We start from the raw sequence: 19903 nt of genomic DNA on the forward strand, positions 1-19903 counted from the left end.
ATATTTGCCCAAATGGAATTATCGAGCCGTACCCCAACCTGAGTAATTCATTAAGTTATTTATTTTTCATTCCTTAGTGCGATCGCAAACCACAGACTTTTCCGAGTTTCTTCCAAAGTTTATTCTTGTATCTTCCCACAGGCTAACTCTTCGACCTAGCCATACCACTCATCTACTTTTTCCAACACCGCAGTAAATATATTTACCCTTGTGCCTCTACTTGAAAACGGGTATAATTTTATTTCCTAGAGATAATAGCTCGTGGAAAACTTACCACAAATTGTACCAAAACCGCATCACCCGATCGACGTAAAACAAAACCACCCGATCGCAGATTGGCAGAAACAGACAAGAGTAGACATACTTAAACCATCGGTCATCGGTCGGTATATTTCTTCCAAACAGCACGGCAGGCGTGGGAGACTCCTCCGTCACGCCTGCCCTGCAGTTTTATTTGATAATTGAGCGATTTGTGCGATCGCCAATGATACCAGTTCGCAAAAAGAATGAAACTGTAGATTATATTCAAACCCTTTGGGAATTAGTAATTCCTTAATCGAAAATCTAAAATCGAAAATCTAAAATAGTATCACCCCATTTTTTTCTTCTTCCAAGCCTCCACAAACGGCAAAAACACCGACACCAACTCCTGCCGATTCATCACCAAAGTCGGATAAGAAATCCTGCCGTAATTCTTCCCCACTTCCAGCGGAAAAATCGCCTGGGATTCCAGCGGCAGCCAAACCGCACCCGCAGCCTTCACAATTACCCAACTCCCCGCAATATCCCAAATTTTCGGAGTCGCTTCCACCCCTCCCATAGCCACACCCGAAGCCACAGTCAAAAAATTGTAACTAGCCATGCCCAACATCCGAATTTTACTCGGAAGATGAGGCCCGATTCCCACACTCCGGGAACACAAATTAAAAATATGATTTCCGCTCATTTTATCAGCAGTCGGCCGAATTTGCTGCCCGTTTAAAAAAGCACCTTGAGGCATATTGTCAAACACGCCGCCCGCAAAATCAGGCGCATAAAAACCGTGAAAAGACTGATTAATTGGGGGCAAATGCACGTAGCCAAAAACCGGAGTTCCACGATACAACAACCCCAAAGAAATACCCCAAATCGGAATTCCCCTAGCAAAATTAGTTGTAGCATCCAAAGGATCAACAACCCAACACCATTCCGTATCTGGGAAAACGTGTTCTCCTTCCTCGCTCAAAATTCCGTGACTGGGAAAAGTAGATGCGATCGCACTTCTAATCTCCGCATCCGCCCAATTGTCAGATTGCGTAACCAAACTCCCATCATCCTTCTCATCCGCTTGTGCAGAACCGAAATCCTTCAAAAACTGCTGCCCGACTGTCTTGACAGTAGTCTGAGAAAAAGTTAAAATTGAATCCCAAAAATTAGTCATTAGTTATTGGTTATTGGTTCCTGATTCGTTATTCGTTATTGCAATAACAACTGACAACTAACAACTGCCAACTGCCAAGTGACAACTGCCAAGTGACAACTGCCAAGTGACAACTGCCAAAATATCAGTCTAGTTCATTTTCAAGAATAGTGGCGATCGCACTTTTAGCATTATCCTGAAACTCACCAACATCCACCCTACCCAACAGCCAAACAGCCAGAATCATACCCGCAGCCGGCACAGCAAAAACCAACCCGTAAGCCAACATCGGCACCCCAAACAAACTTCTACCTAAATCCAAAATAGCACCGCCAGTAATCGTCGCCACACCCCGCGCCATCGCCTGCGACAAACCCCAAGCACCAATAAAAGTCCCAGCAGTTTCTGCAGCAGTCAAATCCAACATCAAACTCAATGCACCAGTCGTCGTAATTCCCGAAGCAAAACCAAAAAACATTAAAGCCGACTTAAACACAATTGGATTCCCAGTAAATCCAGATAAAATAATTAAAACAAAACAAGCCGCCACCGACAAACAGCCCAACCTAATCGTATTTTGCTTGCCAATTCGGGGCACAATAAAAAAACCAGTAGTACCCAAACCGATCAGAGTACCAGTACCGTAAATCGCATTCAACCGCGTAGTTTCCGAAATGGACATCTTAAAAATTTCCCCGCCGTAAGGTTCCAAAACCGCATCCTGCATAAACAAACAAATTGTCATAATCAGCAGGAAAGTAAAAAACAAACCGGTTTGGCGGCTAGCAGTCAAAATCCGCAGCGCACTTCCCAGAGTAATTTTATCTTCTCGATTCACTGCGGACGATCGCACCCCGTACCGCGAATACTTTTTCTCAACCCCAAAAGTCGCAATTCCCACCAACAGCAAAACCAGCGCCGGCACCTTCACAAACAAACCATTAATCGAAGCCTGCAACACTTCCCGTGGCACATCACCATCAATTTGCTTCAGCAAACCGCTGCTAACAATCGCCCCGATAATAATACCAACCATCAGCATCGACCACACCACACCCACCAACTTCGATCGATCCTCCTCATCCGAAACATCCACCAACAAAGCAGCAAAAGGAGTCGAACTCGAACAAATAGCAATACCATAAAGCGCAAAAATCAAACCCAACAAACCCACCCAACCGTAAGTAGGAGTAGTCCACCCCACAGCCTCCAAACTGCCGCCCAAGCGCCACATCACCTGCACCGCCAAAAAAGCAGAAATCACAAACAAAACCCCGCCCATCCACACATAACCCGTGCGGTGATGGCCAAACAAAGGCTTAGCATCAGACATTTGCCCAAACCACACCCTAGCCGGGGCGACAAACTGGTGCATAGCCAGCGTACCAGCCACCACAGTAGCCGGAATCGCCAACTCTTTAATCATGACGCGATTGAGTACCCCCAGCGTCAAAATCGACATCATGCCCAATCCCATCTGAAACAAACCCAACCGGAACATAGTCAGGAGGGTAACTCTCTTGATGGCAGGAGTCGCGGAATCTGTTAATCTTGAATCTGGCAAACGGTCGATCGACATAACTACTCAAATAAACACATCATTTGCACTTATAGTAACTGAGATATCGCCACCAGCCGCCATTCCTCCCCCGGCTAGAAGCTCGATCGGGATTATTCGTATAAATTCATATAAAAATAAAGAGAATCAATAACTGTGGATTTACCAACCGTGACAACCATTACCCTAGGACAAAACGGCCCAGCCGTCATTCCCCTGTGCGTCGGAACTTGGGCTTGGGGCGACAAACTATTTTGGAACTACGGCAGCAACTACGGCGCCGCCGAAGTCGAAGCAGCATTCAAAACATCCCTTGACAACGGAGTCAACTTTTTTGACACAGCCGAAGTCTACGGTAACGGCTTGTCAGAAGAATTACTGGGGCAGTTTATCAAAAAAACCACCCAACCCGTGCAAATAGCAACCAAATTCGGCCCCATACCTTGGCGGATTACAGGAAAATCCGTTTCCGAAGCCTTGAGTGCCAGCTTAAAACGCTTGCAAGTAGAACAAATAGCCCTCTACCAAGTGCACTGGCCCTTCACTTTTTTACTCAGTCAAGAAACCCTGATGAACGCCTTAGCTGATGAAGTCAAACAAGGCAGAATTCAAGCAGTAGGAGTCAGCAACTATTCAGTAGAACAGATGCGCCAAGCCCATAAAATCCTAGCAGCAAAAGGCGTTCCCCTAGCAACAAATCAAGTCCGTTACTCCTTGCTGTCGCGGCAAGTAGAAAAACAAGGAATTGTGAGTGCAGCCCGCGAATTGGGCGTCACAATTTTAGCGTACAGCCCTTTAGCCCAAGGATTACTCACCGACAAATACACAGCCCAAGAACCACCTACAGGAGCCCGCAAAATGGACTCCCGCTTCAGCAAAAGCGGCATCGAAAAAATTGAATTAGTCATGTCCACCCTGCGAAAAATGGGCAGAAAGCGCGATCGAACTCCGGCCCAAGTTGCCCTAAACTGGTTGATATGCCAAAACGGAGTCATCCCCATTCCCGGCGCAAAAACCGCCAAACAAGCCCAAGAAAACGCAGGCGCATTAGGCTGGAATTTGAGCCAAGATGAAGTCAATCAATTAGAACTAATGACTCGTCCTTGGCGAGAATAAATTTGTTAATTGTTGACTGTTGACTGTTGACTGTTCGCTGTTGGCCGTAGGTTGGGTTTTACTTCACTCTACCCAGCCTACAGTTCACTTTCTTCTCCCCTCTTCCTTCTGCCCTCTCCCCTCTTCCCTCTTCCTTCTTCCTTCTTCCTTCTTCCCTCTTCCTTCTTCCTTCTTCCTTCTTCCTTCTTCCTTCTTCCCGACATCCGTTACATCCGTTACAGAATCCGTTGCCGAACTTCCTTCAATTATGAAAATTTTAACTGACTGGGGTTTCACGCGCGAAGGCTGGCGCAAAAACAGCCGCGGCGAATATTTAGTTTTGCTGCAAGGAGGATTGCTCACAGCATTTACAATCTTGCCAGTTTATCAACCGCCGGGATTCAAAATCGCATCAACTCAATTAATTTATCTGACCTGGATTATAGCAAGTATTCTCGGTTTAGGCGCATTAATTTTAATTGTCAAAGGGCTGATAGATTTGGGAAAAAACCTCACACCTTTACCCTATCCCATAGAAAACGGAGAATTAATCCAAACAGGCATTTACGGAATAGTACGGCATCCATTATACAGCGGCTTAATTTTAGCAGCCCTCGCCTGGACAATCTTTCAACTTAGCTTGTCGCACTTAGTAGCCACGGCAATTTTACTCATATTTTTCGACATTAAAGCCAACCGCGAAGAAACTTGGCTGAGCGAGAAATATCCCGACTATTCCGAATACCGCCAGCGAGTAAAAAAACTAATTCCTGGAATTTATTAAAAGTTCGATCGGCCGTAGTTTGCGATCGCAAATGAATCAGTTTAGATTTCGGTATTGTTTTTACCTGAGTCTAGATGCCCCTAAATCTCCCTTAACAAGACCCACTTAGAGCTACTTTTCGAGCAATCGTTCTCTAACATACTCGGCGATCGCCGGTTGTAGCATTAAATTTGTTGATGCGGTATAATTGAGCGATCGCTCATCGAAAATGAGCGATCGCTCGGCCAGCGCCTGCAATGCTTCCATCAGTTGCCGTCCCGAAACTTCGGGCAAAATTGCAGCTTTTAAATTCGCAGGAGTCGCTCTTTCTTGATTAATTGCAATCCCATACATAATTTGTTGTTGCAAAGGAGACAAGCGATCGAACTGGCGATCGAGCAAATCCCACAAATCACTAAAAACAGTATTTCCTTGCACTAAAAATGCGTCAATGTCACCACCAAAAATATTTTTAATCGTAGTTGCAGCAAGTTTGATTGCGAGGGGATTACCACCAAAATGGTTGACAAGATTTTGACACTGCAATAGCGTTGCTTTTAATCCTTTATCGGCGAATATTTTCTGGCATACGGGCGGTGAAACTCCGAAGAGTTGGATCGATCGCACGGCTGAATTTTCGCCCGATCGCACAGCAAAGCCGCCCGGTTGTTCTCTGCCGGTTAAAATCAGGCAACTTGGGTGGGATTCGTCAGCAATGCGTGCAAATAACTGTCGGTAATCTTCATATCCTTGTTGGTATTGTCCGCTGCGATTTCCCCCTTGCAAAATGGACTCTAGATTGTCGAGAATTAACAAACACCGTTTTTGTCGCAACTCTTCCATGAGAGCAGAAATAGAGTTATTTGTTGTAGCTTCTGAACCAGTTAAAATCGGTAAAAGATTGCTGAGTATAGCATCTAAGGTTGGTGCTTGCTGCAAACTTCGCCAAATAACGAATTCAAATTGAGATTGAATTTGTTGGGCGAGTTTGACAGACAGAGAAGTTTTGCCGATACCGCCAAGTCCAAAAATCCCGATCGCGCGGGTAGAATTGCCGCTAATCCAAGTTTTTAATGTTTCCAGTTCCTGTTGCCGGTTGTAAAATTGGGAAACATCGATCGCTTCTCCCCAATCTTGAGTGCTGCTATCTCCTTCGCTAGCCGGCAAGATGCCCGCACTGCAATGCTGGTAACGGCGCAAGACTGCTTGCAGATTTTGCTTTGAGATTTTTTCGCCGATGATTTGAGAGAGATTTCGCCACAAATGCGAACCGACTTTTTTGATATAGTCATGTTCGTAAAGTAAGCGATCGGCTATCTCTTGATAAGAGTGTCCTTCCCAAGTTTGCAGAAAGACGCGGGATTGAATGTCATTGAGTTTTTGCTTTTTGTTTGCGGATTGTAACAGACTATCAACTAGGGCGATCGCCTCTTGTCCCGTCATAGCCATTTTGACCTATTAAGTAAATTTACTTATGTTTCATGACGGCGACTTCCTTTTCAGGAAAGAAAACAAATTGACTGAATTAACCGGAAGGTAATCCCTTTTATCCTTGTCGGTTGAAACCGATACTACACAAGCTTTTGTTCCCCCTTCCGAGACTGAGCAATAAGGGGGATATTTAACCCGGATTGGGGATGAGGTTAATTGCACAATCTCAAATCTCAAATCGATTGAGGAGTTTACGTAAGTTTACAAAAGCTAGTCACTTTTTCTCACCGGCAGGGCGATCGGGGTGGTTTATTCTTTGAGTTAAGGCAGAGAACAAGTTGTTCAGACTGTTCGGAGTTAAACCGCAGATGTGCGAGATAAGTCGATGGGGAAGACTATTGTACTGCAACTTGTTAGTGCTGGAACTTGGGAAAAAATACTAGAGGCAGTACCCTAGATTTACTTAATTATCTGTGATTTCTAGCTATCGAGTTGCAGAAGACTAAAAAAGCAAAAATATTAACGAGAGGTGAATAAATGGGACGTATCTTTATTTCGGCCGGTCATTTTACTGGAGACTCAGGAGCGCCATCAGTCCTAGGTACTAAAGAAGCAGACGAGATGATCCAAACTCGTGACTTACTCCTACAAGAACTAAAATCTCAAGGATTAACAAGAGACCAAGATTTCTTCTCTGTTCCTGATACAATTGATCTTAGTCCGTCAATCAACTGGATCAATGGTCGGAGTCGGAGTGGTGATATTGCAGTTGAACTCCACGGGAATTCTGCTATTGCTTCTGCGCGGGGAGCAGAATCTTACTATGTTGATGGCAACAATCAGCGAAAATCTGATGCAGAAAAGCTTGTTAATGCTCTGGTTGCAGCCGTTCCTGGACTCAGAAATCGGGGAGCTAAATCAGACAACCAAAGTCAACATCCACGTCTAGCTTTTTGTAGAGATGTGGATATTCCTTCTGTGCTTATAGAATTATGTTTTCTGTCAAGTCGCGAGGACATGAATCTTCTCACGAATCAACGTGATAAGTTTGCTAAAGGACTCGCAGATGGACTCTTACAGTGGAGCGGTTTGAATCCTGTTATTCCACCAACTCCTTTTCCCACCATCGATATAGAAATTAATGGTGAACGCTATGAAGAGCCAGGGATTCTCGTCAATGATAATTCCTTTATTCCAATCGATTTAGCCGATAGACTGGAAATTAATTTAGCTGAACTAAACAGTGTTCGTCGTATCAATCAAAACGGTATTGTCTTTATCAAAGCTGTAGAACTTCAGCCGTTTAATGTATCAGTCAACTGGAATAGTACGACTAGGACTATTATTCTTACAACAGTAACTTTTCCAATACAAGCTGTTTCAGAACGCATTATGAGCCGTGGAAGTGCTGCAGAAAATCAACTAAAAAGTTTACTGCAAGCAAACAATTCAGATGCATTGACTCAATTTCCAGATTTGCCGAGACTTTACATTGAAGAGTCTGCCATTGAGGGAGTAAATCACAATATTGCCTTCTCTCAAATGTGTCTGGAAACGGGTTATCTAAACTTTGGTGGTGACGTAGAACCTAGCCAAAATAACTTCTGTGGTCTTGGTGCAAGTGGAGGAGGAGTCAAAGGAGCTTCTTTCCCTAACGTAAGAACGGGAGTTAAAGCTCACATTCAACACCTCAAAGCATATGCAAGTCAAGATCCTGTTGTACCGCCCATTGTCGATCCTCGTTTTAATCTGGTTCAAAGAGGTATCGCTCCTATGGTTGCTGATTTAAGTGGACGTTGGGCAACAGAGAAAAGTTATGGTAATAAAATTTTAGCAATCCAAAGGCGACTTCTTGGTATTGTTTAAGGCATTATCAGCATATATAGGGAGTAGGTGGGATTAAATGATAGATCTCAATGTAAATTTGACTACAAACTTTCGCCTTTGGGAGTTAGTTAAGTCTTCAACAGCAGATCGGTTAGGAATTGATAATACTCCTAATGCAGAAGAGATTGGAAATCTTCGGAAACTGTGTGAAAAGATTCTTCAACCTGCTCGTGATGCGCTAGGTCCCATAAAAATATTATCTGGGTTTCGCTCAGAAAAAATCAACAAAGCCGTAGGGGGCGTTAGTAATAGTGATCATCGACTGGGTTTTGCAGCAGATGTAATTCCGGTTAGTGTCAGCACAAGGAAATTAGCAGAATGGGTGGCTCAAAACTGCCCAGAGTTCGATCAGGTTATTCTTGAATTTGGTAAGCTTGACAATCCTAACTGGATACACCTTAGTGCTGCTCCGCGCAACCGCAAGCAAGTTCTGAGAGCAACTCATGAAGATGGGAGAGTTGTTTATCGTCCTATTGCATTGTTCGGTTAAGTTCCCACAAGTTTAAAGGGGAGAAGCGCAGCGGTCTAACTGTTGTACGGACGATCGCACCTAGTCACCCCTTCATTCCCTCACCAAATAACCAGAAATGAAGGTTGCAGGTGCGATCGCCCTTTCCCCTAATTCGACAATTTACGCATTTACAGAACTTTACACTGGTCACTTTTTCTCACCGGCAGGGCGATCGGGGTGATTTATTCTTTGAGTTAAGTCAAAGCAAAACTTGTTCAGACTATTCAGAGTTAAACCGCAGATGTGCGGTATAACCTGACTAAGAAAAGTATTGTGCCGCATCTGCGACACAATTATAAGTTCGACTGCTTTAGCTTTCGGTTGAGATGTACTTCCGAGTTTTCTGTTCGAGTTGAATCTAAAATATGAGGCTTTGTTATGTGGTTATTCAAGCAGATTAGGCAAGAGCCAGTTTTATTTCAGGGACTTATTCAAGCACTTTTTCCCGTGCTAGTGGCTTTCGGTGCTCTTCAGTTGCAGGAGAGTAAGTTAGGAACTTTATATGCTTTCACTGCTGCATTGCTATCCTTTCTTACCCGCATTCAAGTAACTCCTCTTTCAAATCCCAGAGATGATGCTGGCAATCGACTAGCTCCTAGACCCAGTAGTGATTCATGACTGAAAGATAGGTTGAGCGGTGCGAACTCCAAGCTATATTAAATTGTAATTGGTGAATGCCATGCAAGCCAAACTTCTGGAACAACTTTCCCTCGCTGATGCCGAAATTATTTTAGGACGCTTGCCCGATCGAATTCAAGCCGCTCTAATTGCTCGTGCTGCTGAAATTGAATACCCGATCGCAGCAGTTATTGAGATGGCAATCGCCAGTTTTCAAGGGCACAGAGGCATTAGGTTTTGTAGATTGCAAACCAGGACGCGGGCAGTAAAATTATAAAATATTTTAGAAGGCCGATCGCACCTCACGCCTTCATGTCCTCACAAAATAACGGGAAATGAAGGTTGCAGGTGCGATCGCCCTTTCCCCTAATTCGACAATTTACGCATTTACAGAACTTTACACTGGTCACTTTTTCTCATCGGCAGGGCGATCGGGGAATTTACGCAAATTTACAAAAGATGATCACTTTTTCTCACCGGCAGGGCGATCGAGGTGGTTTATTCTTTAAGTTACGTCAGAGAAAAAGCCATTCAGATTGTTTAGAGTTAAACCGCAGATGTGCGGGATCGGGCGATCGGAAAAAGTCTTGCACTGCAACTGTTAGATATTTTATTAACCAAAACGGCAATCTCTGCACAGCTTTCATTCCATCGCATATTCACAGACAATTTCGCGGATGGCTCAGTTTGCATTGAGCATCCAACATTTGCAGTTGCCCTGGTTGAACTCGCGACGCTGGTATCCCACTCTTGGATCTGGTTCCTCCCATTGTGACAGGCTAGATGAGTATGTCTGTCAAGTTAAGTTGTGTTTGCCTCCTCAGAGTTATCATGAGAAGAGTAAGCCAGTTGTAACTTTCCTTCGATCTTATGAGCAATTTGCAAGAAATTGAACGTGCCGTCAGTCAATTATCGGCAAAAGAGCTTGCCGATTTCCGCGTCTGGTTTGCAGAATTCGATGCAGAAGTATGGGATCGGCAGTTTGAGGAAGATGTCGCAGCAGGTCGGCTTGACGATCTAGCTAAACGAGCAGTGCAACATTTACGTGAAGGGCGTTGTACCGACCTGTGAAATATCTTGCAACCCCTGATTTTTGGTATCACTATCGACAGTTACCCAACGAGGTTCAAGAACTAGCCGATCGATGCTATGAATTGCTGAAACAGGATTCTCGGTATCCGTCACTACACTTCAAAAAAGTAGGTTCGTTTTGGTCGGTACGAATCGGAATACATTATCGCGCCTTGGCGATAGAAGAAAATGATGATATTGCCTGGTTCTGGATTGGAACCCATGCAGAGTATGACAGATTATTGCGGGGTGGTTAATGCCAGCTAACAAGTCGTTACTGCAAGCTCAAGCTCGCTGAAATTGAATACCCGATCGCAGCAGTTATTGAGATGGCGATCGCCAGTTTTCAAGGGCACAGAGGCATTAGGTTTTGTAGATTGCAAACCAGGACGCGGGCAGTAAAATTATAAAATATTTTAGAATGCCGATCGCACCTCACACCTTCATCTCCTCACAAAATAACGGGAAATGAAGGTTGCAGGTGCGATCGCCCTCTGCTCTGATTAATGACAACTGACAACTATAGTCATTTCAAATAAGTATGAGACACTCTTTCTGCACAATAAGCACGAATAACTTCATCAAGAGATGTGCCAGGAGACGCATACATTTTAGCTCTCTTTAATGCACTAAAATCATGCTCAATATCATTTAAGTCAGGAGAGTATTTTGGTAAAAAAAGTATCTGATGGCCTGCTTCCTCCACCAGGAGCCTAATTGCTGTCTTACGATGAATCGGTGCATTATCCATGATTAATATTGATGGTATTGTTAAAGATGGCAATAAATATAAAGCTAACCACCCTTCAAAACTTTCTGCATTAAAGCGGACTGTAAAGACCATAGGTGCAATCAAGTCCTTGTTTCCTTTTCTTCTTCCTGCTACTAAATTTTCTCTTTTTCCGCGTTTTCCTTGTCTCTCCCCATATACTTTTCTCCCTTTTTTTGACCACGCATAAACACAAGCATGAAACTCTTCAAACCCTGACTCATCAATAAATACAAGGCTTTTACTCCCATGAGCTTTAATTAAATTTCTCAGTGTTTGGTAGTATTGTATTCTTTCTTCTCTATTCCTTTCTCTATAACGAAATTCTTTTTTTTTCTTGTAATTTTCATTTTCTTTAAGGCATAGTATATGGCACTCGCTCTCACCCCGAATTTCCTTGCTCTTTCTATTAATCTTGCTTCGGGATTTTCTTCTACATCTTTTCTGAGCATTTCCCAGTCTATCTTTCGCTCACGGTGTTCTACCTTAGTGGCTCGAAGGTCTGCCCTCCCTAGCCATCTGTATATTGTTGCTCTTCCTACTTTAAACAGGGCGGCGGCTTTGGTTATACCCCCTCCATTTTCCACATAATCCACTACTCTTTTTCTTAAATCTAGACTGTATGCCATTTTTCGGCTCCGAGTTAACAATTTTTCTTGATTTTACATCATCTTGCATTTGTCTCACATTTATTTGAAATGACTATATCAACTGACAACTGTCAACTGACAACTATCAACTGACTTTCATTCCTGCCGCGTACCATCAGGCCTCACCGCACCCTTTAAATTCGCCCCTGCCAAATTAGCATCCAACAGCCAAGCATTTCTCAGATTAGCACCCTTCAAATTAGCACCTTCTAGATTTGCCATCCACAGATTAGCACCCTCCAAATTCGCCCCTTCCAAATCAGCGTTAACGAGAAAAATACCTTTCATAAAAGCACCTCTTAAGTTAGCATTTCTAAAATTACCCCCTCCCAAATAAGCATCCTCTAAAAACGCCTTTTCTAGATTGCTTCCCTCCAAATTTGCCCCAGCCAAATTGCTGCTTATCAGGTAAACCCCAGCCAAATTTGCCTGTTTCAAGTTAGCCTTTACCAAATGCGCGCTCCACAAATTGGCATCTTTCAGGTTGGCTTTTTCTAAATTGACGCCTTCCAGAAAAACTTCGCTCAAATTCGCCCCGGAAAGATTGCAACCTTTACATTCCCTCGCTGTCAGCAATTGCCGGACTTGATGCTTGACTGACGAACGGTTCGCTGCGAAAATTATTAAACCTGTAGTTGCTAAGGCAATAATACTAAAAGTGACCAGCCCGATCGCACTTACAATCTTCCTTTGTCCCGCGCCTCGAAACATTCGCTTGCCGCCCTAAAAATATTTGGATAATTGTTCGTATTTATAACCTCGTTCCTTCCTTCCCCTGCCCTATGAAAAAACAGTTAAAATTTAAATTCCTGACGATCGCACTTATTGTAACCTTAGCAATAATCGGTGTCGGATGCGATCGCCTTTTCAAAAAACCCTTTCAGCTTCCCGCCTCAGCCAAACAAGAACCCTGGCCCATTCAAACAGGCCTCCGATCAGCCATCGTCCGCGAAAATATACCAACAGTCAACCGCGTAGTTTTAGTACCCGACGAAGCCACATTCTTAGCAGCAATCCAAAAATGGAACCTCAAAGGAAACTGGCCTATTCTCATCGAAGACAAAAAATATGCGCCCATGTTTTTGCAGCGCTTTCAACCCGAAGAAATAGTCCGTTTGCCAAGCATCAAACAGCAACTGCCACAAAATCAAAAACTCCAACAATTAATGCTCAACAGCGCAGCAGCAGCTTGGAATGCCACCGATACTGAAACCTTAAAAGCAAAATGGAAGCAACTCGGCTGGGAACCCCCAGGAGTAGTAATCACATCAGAAAACGACGCCGCACGCTCAGCCGCAGTTGCCTTAGCAGCCGCTCACGGCCAACCTTTAGTATTTCTAGAAGGCAACTTGGGAAAACCCAACGATACCCTCAATAACACACAGTGGAAAACTCTGCAACTAGCAGTTACAAAAGCCGTCGAATCAACCGGATATTTTTATTCTCAACTCGCAGACCCGATCGACACAATAACTATTGTACGCCAACTAGCAGTCAAATATCAATCTCCTGAAAAACCAGACGAACAACTAGCCGTTACCGACGGTTTGGGAAGACACCCCAACGGCGAACGCTGGGCGGCTGTCGGCTGGATTTACGGCTCCGAAGTACGATCGATCTATCAAGCCATGTGTGCCATATTTCTAGACAGCCAAACAGCCATGCTTTATGACAGTTACCCCAAGGAAGGAAATTGGGCAAAATATGAAATGGAGGAAGCAGCTAGCGGACTAAAAAGCATAGGTTTAAATGTCGAAGTAGTGCAAAAACCCGAATCTAGCCTGGAAAAGTGGCGGAGTTTAGCCTCAAAACCGTGGACATTTGACTTAATATTAATGAATTCAAAAGGCTATCCAAAATCATTCCAAGTCGGCAACGGCGACGCTTCAGTTGAGGACATACCAAAACTCCAATTTCCCGCAGCAATCCACATGATCCACAGTTGGTCAGCAGCCGCCCCAGATGACAACAACACCGTTGCCGGAAGGTGGCTAGAAAATGGTGCTTACGCATATATTGGCAGCGTCAACGAACCTTTTTTATCGGCATTTATTCCACCTAAATTAATGGTCGATCGCCTAAAGCGAGGAGCACCCTTTTTAATCGCAGCACGCCAGCTAGAATCCCCTCCCTGGAAAGTCACCACCATCGGCGATCCGCTAATGTCTATCGCCAAACCCAGACCAAGAATCCCGCCCACTCAACAACCGATGTGATATTATCCGGGATGGAGGGATTTAAAATTGGAGCTTTGAGATTGGTGGTTGTAAAGTAAAATCTCCAATCGCCAATTCTTTAATTTGAAAGTTGTTTTTCACTGAGTTATATGATATGACCCGTTCACTGATGCGATCGACCTAACCACCAAAACTATAAATATAGTTAATTAGCATTATCGCCAGAGTATATCTAAGTTTGAATGTAACTGAGCATACAATCACGCCAAATCCGCCGCTCCTCAGAATCAGTTATTCCACCCCAGCGACCCACCCCAAAAAATTACCCTAAAATACGCCTTAATTAAGTTGTCAATTCCCCTAAAATCACTCAAAATGAAAATAAGAAATAAATTGTAATATTATATAACTTCTCACCGAAGAATTAACCGCTAAATGAGAGCCATCCCTCCTGTGGATCTGCCGCCACCCGGGCCAACCGCAGCAACTCCCCAAGCCTCCCGACTAAGCCCGCTATTCAACCGCCTGCACCCCAGCCCAGAAACCCTCCTGCTCATCCTCTCCCTAGTCATCGGGGGAGTTACGGGCGCAGGCGTCGTCACATTTCACTACCTCATCCACTTCATCCACAGCCTGATGCTGGAAGACTTCATGGGGGCGATCGCGTCGAAAGGCTCTTGGACGCTAGCCTGCATTCCCACCCTCGGCGGAGTCATCATCGGGCTGATGCGGTGGCGATTTAGGGACTTTGGCCCGAATATGTCTTCCTTAATTGCAGCCACCCGCGGGCTGCAAGAACTCTCCCCCCTCAAACCCATCACCAAAATGGTGGCAGCCTCAGTTTCCCTCGGCACCGGCGCCTCCCTCGGCCCGGAAGCCCCCAGCGTCGAAATCGGCGCTAATTTTGGAATGCTGCTGGCTCAAGTTTTGCAGCTCTCCCCAGAACGGCAGCGCTTGCTCCTGGGCGCCGGAGCAGCAGCAGGTTTATCCGCCGGGTTTAACTCTCCCATCGCCGGAGTGTTCTTTGCCTTAGAAGTCGTGCTCGGCAGCACCTTCGCTACTTCGTCAGTCAGCGTTGTCTTGCTCTCCGCCGTAGTTTCCGCGCTCATCGCTCAAATCTGCTTGGGATCTCAGCCGGCCTTTTCTTTGCCAGTCTACGATGTCCGCAGCCCCCTAGAACTGCCTCTGTACATGGGATTGGGACTTTTAGCGAGCGGAGTGTCTCTAGCCTACACGGAAGCAATTCAATTAGCCGAGGGCTGTTTTCAAGGAAAAGTCCGAGGATTTGCTTGGCTCGGACGAATGCCCCGGCCGCTTCACCCGATCATCGGCGGGGCCTGTGTCGGCTTAGTCGCCCTACAATTGCCTCAAATTTTGGGTGTCGGCTACGAAACAGTCCAAGCAATGCTCCAAGATGTTAAATTTTCCTTGCCTTTGCTGTTGCTGCTGCTGTTTGTCAAACTGGCGATGACCGCAATCAGCCTCGGCAGCGGTTTAGTGGGCGGCATCTTCGCTCCGGCGATGTTTTTGGGAGCTTCCCTGGGTTCGGCTTACGGACTCTTTTTGGAAATGCTGCCGACAATGAGCGATCGAGTCGCCGGCCCTGCCGCCTACGCAATGGTGGGAATGGCCGCCGTCCTCGCCGGCAGCGCCAGAGCACCGCTGACAGCCATCCTATTGATGTTTGAATTAACCCGCGATTACCGGATTGTCTTGCCTTTGATGGCCGCAGTCGGATTGAGCGTTTGGTTGGTGGAGTGGGTCAACCGCCGATCGACAGCCCACAGCCTCAACCTTCAGCAAATGGGCGTAGACGTGGCTGTCAATACACCGATCAAAGCCAGAGAACAGTTGCAGGATTGGGAAGATGTTCTGGGCGATCGCATCGTCACAGAACTGATTTCTTGCCAACTCCCCACCGAGGGCGAACACAGGGACGATGAGCCTGTGCTGGCGATCGCCAATGCACATTTGCCGGAAAATGTCAAACCATTGCCTGAAACAAAATCAGCCGTTTGACCAATCTCAACTCCCGTTGCTTCGCCACCAAACAGATCGCCTTAAAGCTAAATCTGACAACCATGATATTTATCAACCCTAAAACGGATTATGCCTTCTTCAAAAAAATATTCGCTTCCTCAGAAAGCAAAGAGATTCTAATTAGCTTTCTCAACGCCTTGATTTATGAAGGAAATCCCACCATTCAAGACTTAGAAATTATCAACCAGAATCTGCCGAGGCAACTTGAAAGTTTAAAAGATACTTACCTCGATGTCACAGCCAAACTAGACGATGGCACTTTAGTCATTATTGAAATTCTAGTTCTCAACGTTCAATATTCGGGCAATCGGGTGTTGTACAATGCAGCCACAACCTACGCATTTCAATTGCAAAGAGGAGAAGGCTATCGAATGCTCAAGCCATTAATAGCTTTAACCATTACAGATTTTGAAATGTTTCGCAACAGCCCTAACTTAATTTCGAGATTTGTGTATAAAGAAGTTAAAAGCAATTTAAACTATCCCGAAGATGCCATGAATTTAGTCTTTATAGAATTACCTAAATTCCATAAAGAAGCAAGTCAACTAGAAACTTTGACAGATAAATGGATATATTTCATGAAATATGCCAGAATTCTCTCAGAAGTTCCCGAAACAATCGATAGCGTACCGGAAATCCACAAAGCATTCGATCTTGCCAATCAAGCCCGGTTAAGTCGGGAAGAAGTAGAAGTTTTGGAACGCAGGGAACAGTTTATTCACGATCAACAGGGGGTAATTATTAAAGCTGTTGAAGAAGCAAGACAGGCAGCAAGACAGGAAAGAATACGAAAAGAAACGCTAGCGATCGCCAGACAATTACTTTCACAGCTAGATAATGCCACGATCGCCCAAGTTACGGGGCTTAGCGTTGAGGATGTGCAGAAATTGCGCTCGACCAATTCATAGTTTAAAGTGGGCGATCGTACCTTGAGCCGATCGCCCACCCTCAACCCCTCGACATCGCAGATAGTGGCGCTACCCTCAAATCTGCTCTAAAATAATCAAAAATTATAAACAACAAGCCCAGAGGCGTTGAGGTGACTCCTAACGAGGGAACGGCAAACAGCGAAAGTCAGAAAATACCCGGCAAAACCCCCTTGGGTTATAGTTACTACGGCTTGTTAGGGCTGCATCCTTCAGCCTCGCCCATCGAAATTCGGCGATCGTACCGGGAACTGAGCAAACTCTACCATCCCGATACCACCGAGCTGCCACCCGCAGTCGCCACCGCCAAATTTCAGCAGCTCAACAACGCCTACGCCACCCTCAGCAACCCAGAACGTCGCCTCGCCTACGACCTCAAAATAGGCTATTCTCGCCTGAACGTGATTGGGCCACCCCCAGGCTTCAATACTCCGGTTTCGGGATCGGGCAAAAAAACTTCCAACTCCGCTTACCTAGATCCCACGGATCGACCTCTTTCCCCCGGAGAAATGTTCGCTCTGTTTATCATGGGAGCTAGCTTAATCGGATGTTTGGTACTGGCGATCGCGATCGGCTTAATTCGCGGCAATTAAAGCCTCAAATCCCCAATCCCCCATCCTCAATCGGCAATCCCCAATCCGAAATCCCCAATCTAAAATCCAAAATCTAAAATCTAAAATCCCATGACTCTTCCTTCCGCTGACACTCCTTTGTACAACCATCCACTCCCGGAAATCGAGCAGTGGCTCAAAAGCCGCGGCTGCCAGCAAGATCAGCGAGAACTTCACTGCTGGCAGATCGAGCAACTTACATGGAAAGCAGAACTCTCCCTCGATATCGACCAACTCACCGTCCGCTACATCGATGCTGGAGCCGACGGCCAAGACATTCAACGAGCATTCAAATACTCCCTCTCACGTCAGGACATTGAAGCTGCCGTTTTCTCCGGCCCCTAATTAGATTTTAGATTTTAGATTTTAGATTTGTCCTCCAATCTCACATCTAAAATCGTTATGTTGAGCAGGAAATGAGTGAAATTGGTATGAGATTTTAGATGGGGCATCCAGGTAAAAAGCATCAACCCTGCAAGCATTTACATGGAATTGCGATCGTCCCGGTCGCTCTATTTTGCTGTGCAGGACGCTCACAGGTGGCGTAAAAACGTTTTTTACTTTTATGGAGATGCTCCCTCAGAATCCACCCCTACTTGGAAACTGAAAAATTAACCAAAAAATCTAAAATCTAAAATCCAAAATCCAAAATCCAAAATCGTTAGACTTTGCCAAATCGGCGGCTGCGCTTCTGATAATCAGACAAAGCCCGGTGAAACTCCGATCGATCAAAATCCGGCCACAGCGTCTCAGTAATGTAAATTTCCGAATAAGCCATTTGCCATAGTAGAAAATTGCTCAACCGCATTTCCCCACTCGTCCGGATCAGCAAATCCGGGTCACAAACATCAGCAGTATACAAATAGCGTTTAAATAAAACCTCATCAATCTCCTCCGGCTGCAACTTGCCCTCTTGCACCTGAGTCGCGATCGCCCGACAAGCTTGTACAATCTCCTGACGCCCCCCGTAATTCGTCGCCACCGTAAACAAAATCCCCTGATTGTGCTGAGTTGCCGTCACTGAACGCTCGATTTGCGCCTGCAAAGACTTCGGCAAAGCCTGCAAATTCCCCATAAATTGAATTTGCACGTCCTCGTCCACCATCTCCCGCAATTCTTGCCGCAGCTTACCCTCAAACAAACTCATTAAAAAATCCACTTCCCCGGCCGGCCGCCCCCAATTCTCCGTCGAAAAAGCATAGGCCGTTAAAGCTGGAATCCCCCAATCTTTGCAGCAGCGCAGCAGTTCCTTCAGAGTGCTAGCTCCTCGGCGGTGCCCCGCAATCCGCGGCAACCCCTTCTTCTGAGCCCAGCGCCCGTTCCCGTCCATAATCACTGCTATGTGCTTAGGCAGTAGTTCCTGTTGCAGATCCTCCGGCAACTTTTCCAAGCAAATTCCTTGACTCATGGTTTCTCCCGATTACCCGACTAACGGCGCAGTATCCGTTTTAATAGCGTCACTCCCTTCAATCCTATCTGGCGTCCGAGATTGCCGATCGGAATTGGAGCCACAGCTCTTTCTCCCTCGGAGGGAAACAGCTTTGCTTCCAGCAATTCCTTAAGTTTGTTGCTAGTCAAAGGTCGATTTAAAAGTCCCATCTGGGCTAAAGAAATAGAACCAGTTTCCTCGGACACCACCACGCACAGGCAAGCTTGCACCCGTTCCGTAATCCCCATTGCCGCCCGGTGGCGGGTTCCCAACTGCCGCGACGCAGTGCGATCGGACAAAGGCAAAATTACCCCCGCCGACACGATCCGCGAACCTCGAATCAAAACAGCTCCGTCATGCAGCAAAGTTTGCGGCTGAAAGATAGTCTGCAACAATTCTTTAGAAACTTCAGCATTTAGCTTTAATCCCGGCACAGAAAAATCTCGATCGTCGATCGGAGAATCTGTTTCTATAATTAGTAAAGCGCCCGTGCGGTTTTGCGAAAGTTCTTTTACTGCGTCCACAATTTCATCTATTACGCTGTCCGGTTCGGGATTGGGTCGGCGATCGCGTCCAAACAGTTGCCGAAATTCCCCCCGACCCAATTGTTCCAGAAATCGGCGAAACTCCGACTGTAATATTACCGCCATTGCCACAGCAGAACCAGTCACCAAGCTGTTGAGGGCAACGTGCAACAGCCTCAATCCAGCCCAGTTGCTCACCGCCGCCGCCAGCATCAAAATAATAAATCCCCGTACCATCCACAGCGTTCTGCGCTCGCCAACAATGACGAGCACCAAATACGCAAGGGCAAAAACCAGTCCAATATCGATCCCTTGAATCAATAAGGACTGAACCAGGGCCAAGTCAAAGCCAGATTGTTGATTGTTCATGGTTCATCGAACGCTACCGCCTGTGAACCGCGAACCGTGATGCACTCGAACCCGTGAACCATGAACAGTTGTTAT

24 protein-coding genes are annotated in these 19903 nt (G+C 45.7%); 14 read left to right on the forward strand and 10 right to left on the reverse strand.

All coding sequences use genetic code 11. The annotated features are described in order from the left end of the window. Positions 1–270 precede the first annotated feature (270 nt). The 3 genes from QT979_RS23835 to QT979_RS23845 all read right to left on the reverse strand — a co-directional run bounded on the left by QT979_RS23835 (position 271) and on the right by QT979_RS23845 (position 2978). Positions 271–435, reverse strand: coding sequence for a hypothetical protein (locus tag QT979_RS23835; protein WP_333216390.1), 165 nt, complete (start codon positions 433–435; stop codon positions 271–273). 154 nt (positions 436–589) lie between these two features. Next, a complete protein-coding gene (locus QT979_RS23840) occupies positions 590–1420 on the reverse strand; it encodes an inositol monophosphatase family protein (protein ID WP_333216392.1) in 831 nt (276 codons plus the stop codon). Between the two features lie 124 nt (positions 1421–1544). Then, a complete protein-coding gene (locus QT979_RS23845; protein ID WP_333311882.1) occupies positions 1545–2978 on the reverse strand; it encodes a BCD family MFS transporter in 1434 nt (477 codons plus the stop codon). Between the two features lie 150 nt (positions 2979–3128). Here QT979_RS23845 and QT979_RS23850 point away from each other — a divergent pair, with 150 nt between their 5' ends. Beyond that, positions 3129–4073: an aldo/keto reductase gene (locus QT979_RS23850; RefSeq protein ID WP_333311897.1), complete on the forward strand. Its 945-nt coding sequence runs from the start codon at positions 3129–3131 to the stop codon at positions 4071–4073. 77 nt (positions 4074–4150) lie between these two features. On the opposite strand, the gene QT979_RS23855 is transcribed toward QT979_RS23850, so the two are convergent. Continuing rightward, the gene (locus QT979_RS23855; RefSeq protein WP_333311883.1) at positions 4151–4276 is read right to left on the reverse strand and encodes a hypothetical protein; all 126 of its coding nucleotides are present in this window, start codon (positions 4274–4276) and stop codon (positions 4151–4153) included. 44 nt (positions 4277–4320) lie between these two features. Here QT979_RS23855 and QT979_RS23860 point away from each other — a divergent pair, with 44 nt between their 5' ends. Continuing rightward, a complete protein-coding gene (locus QT979_RS23860; RefSeq protein ID WP_333311884.1) occupies positions 4321–4836 on the forward strand; it encodes an isoprenylcysteine carboxylmethyltransferase family protein in 516 nt (171 codons plus the stop codon). A gap of 111 nt (positions 4837–4947) precedes the next feature. Here QT979_RS23860 and QT979_RS23865 read toward each other — a convergent pair whose 3' ends face one another. After that, the gene (locus tag QT979_RS23865) at positions 4948–6258 is read right to left on the reverse strand and encodes an NB-ARC domain-containing protein (RefSeq protein WP_333311885.1); all 1311 of its coding nucleotides are present in this window, start codon (positions 6256–6258) and stop codon (positions 4948–4950) included. A gap of 525 nt (positions 6259–6783) precedes the next feature. Between QT979_RS23865 and tftA the strand changes: the two genes are divergently transcribed. The 7 genes from tftA to QT979_RS23900 all read left to right on the forward strand — a co-directional run bounded on the left by tftA (position 6784) and on the right by QT979_RS23900 (position 10590). Next, positions 6784–8112, forward strand: coding sequence for a hormogonium tapered terminus morphoprotein TftA (gene tftA / locus QT979_RS23870; RefSeq protein WP_333311886.1), 1329 nt, complete (start codon positions 6784–6786; stop codon positions 8110–8112). A gap of 37 nt (positions 8113–8149) precedes the next feature. Further along, positions 8150–8623: a D-Ala-D-Ala carboxypeptidase family metallohydrolase gene (locus QT979_RS23875; protein ID WP_333311887.1), complete on the forward strand. Its 474-nt coding sequence runs from the start codon at positions 8150–8152 to the stop codon at positions 8621–8623. A gap of 399 nt (positions 8624–9022) precedes the next feature. Continuing rightward, a complete protein-coding gene (locus QT979_RS23880; RefSeq protein WP_333311888.1) occupies positions 9023–9262 on the forward strand; it encodes a hypothetical protein in 240 nt (79 codons plus the stop codon). Positions 9263–9323: 61 nt separating this feature from the next. Beyond that, on the forward strand, positions 9324–9539 hold the full coding sequence (locus QT979_RS23885; RefSeq protein ID WP_333270043.1) for a hypothetical protein: 216 nt from the start codon (positions 9324–9326) through the stop codon (positions 9537–9539). Between the two features lie 58 nt (positions 9540–9597). Further along, entirely contained in the window at positions 9598–9771 is a 174-nt protein-coding gene (locus QT979_RS23890) for a hypothetical protein (RefSeq protein ID WP_333311889.1), read from the forward strand. 361 nt (positions 9772–10132) lie between these two features. Continuing rightward, on the forward strand, positions 10133–10333 hold the full coding sequence (locus QT979_RS23895; protein ID WP_293210423.1) for a hypothetical protein: 201 nt from the start codon (positions 10133–10135) through the stop codon (positions 10331–10333). Beyond that, positions 10330–10590 (forward strand): ParE family toxin-like protein, encoded by a 261-nt coding sequence (locus QT979_RS23900; RefSeq protein ID WP_333311890.1) that lies wholly within the window; start codon positions 10330–10332, stop codon positions 10588–10590. The genes QT979_RS23895 and QT979_RS23900 overlap by 4 nt, the downstream gene beginning before the upstream one ends. A gap of 269 nt (positions 10591–10859) precedes the next feature. Here the strand turns inward: QT979_RS23900 and QT979_RS23905 are convergent, their stop codons facing one another. The 3 genes from QT979_RS23905 to QT979_RS23915 all read right to left on the reverse strand — a co-directional run bounded on the left by QT979_RS23905 (position 10860) and on the right by QT979_RS23915 (position 12463). Continuing rightward, positions 10860–11471, reverse strand: a complete 612-nt coding sequence (locus tag QT979_RS23905) for a transposase (RefSeq protein WP_333311898.1) — start codon at positions 11469–11471, stop codon at positions 10860–10862. Next, on the reverse strand, positions 11372–11731 hold the full coding sequence (locus tag QT979_RS23910) for an IS630 transposase-related protein (protein WP_333311891.1): 360 nt from the start codon (positions 11729–11731) through the stop codon (positions 11372–11374). The genes QT979_RS23905 and QT979_RS23910 overlap by 100 nt, the downstream gene beginning before the upstream one ends. 117 nt (positions 11732–11848) lie before the next feature. Continuing rightward, positions 11849–12463: a pentapeptide repeat-containing protein gene (locus QT979_RS23915; RefSeq protein WP_333311892.1), complete on the reverse strand. Its 615-nt coding sequence runs from the start codon at positions 12461–12463 to the stop codon at positions 11849–11851. Between the two features lie 71 nt (positions 12464–12534). On the opposite strand from QT979_RS23915, the gene QT979_RS23920 reads away from it, so the two are divergent. From QT979_RS23920 to QT979_RS23940, 5 genes are all read left to right on the forward strand, one after another. After that, positions 12535–13968, forward strand: coding sequence for a hypothetical protein (locus QT979_RS23920; protein WP_333311893.1), 1434 nt, complete (start codon positions 12535–12537; stop codon positions 13966–13968). Between the two features lie 396 nt (positions 13969–14364). Next, positions 14365–15948: a chloride channel protein gene (locus tag QT979_RS23925; protein WP_333216548.1), complete on the forward strand. Its 1584-nt coding sequence runs from the start codon at positions 14365–14367 to the stop codon at positions 15946–15948. A 62-nt stretch (positions 15949–16010) separates the two neighbouring features. Further along, positions 16011–16877, forward strand: a complete 867-nt coding sequence (locus QT979_RS23930) for an Rpn family recombination-promoting nuclease/putative transposase (protein ID WP_333311899.1) — start codon at positions 16011–16013, stop codon at positions 16875–16877. Positions 16878–17008: 131 nt separating this feature from the next. After that, positions 17009–17488 (forward strand): J domain-containing protein, encoded by a 480-nt coding sequence (locus tag QT979_RS23935; RefSeq protein WP_333216552.1) that lies wholly within the window; start codon positions 17009–17011, stop codon positions 17486–17488. Between the two features lie 90 nt (positions 17489–17578). Beyond that, positions 17579–17851, forward strand: coding sequence for a DUF3143 domain-containing protein (locus QT979_RS23940; protein ID WP_190661245.1), 273 nt, complete (start codon positions 17579–17581; stop codon positions 17849–17851). Positions 17852–18167: 316 nt separating this feature from the next. On the opposite strand, the gene QT979_RS23945 is transcribed toward QT979_RS23940, so the two are convergent. Together QT979_RS23945 and cdaA are read right to left on the reverse strand one after the other, a co-directional pair. Beyond that, entirely contained in the window at positions 18168–18914 is a 747-nt protein-coding gene (locus tag QT979_RS23945; protein WP_333216554.1) for an isoprenyl transferase, read from the reverse strand. Between the two features lie 20 nt (positions 18915–18934). Continuing rightward, positions 18935–19828 carry a diadenylate cyclase CdaA gene (gene cdaA, locus QT979_RS23950; protein WP_333216556.1) on the reverse strand — a complete coding sequence of 298 codons (894 nt, stop codon included), beginning with the start codon at positions 19826–19828 and terminating at the stop codon, positions 18935–18937. Between the last annotated feature and the right edge of the window lie 75 nt (positions 19829–19903).

The sequence above is a fragment of the Microcoleus sp. w2-18bC1 genome, assembly GCF_036700365.1.
Lineage (GTDB): Bacteria > Cyanobacteriota > Cyanobacteriia > Cyanobacteriales > Microcoleaceae > Microcoleus.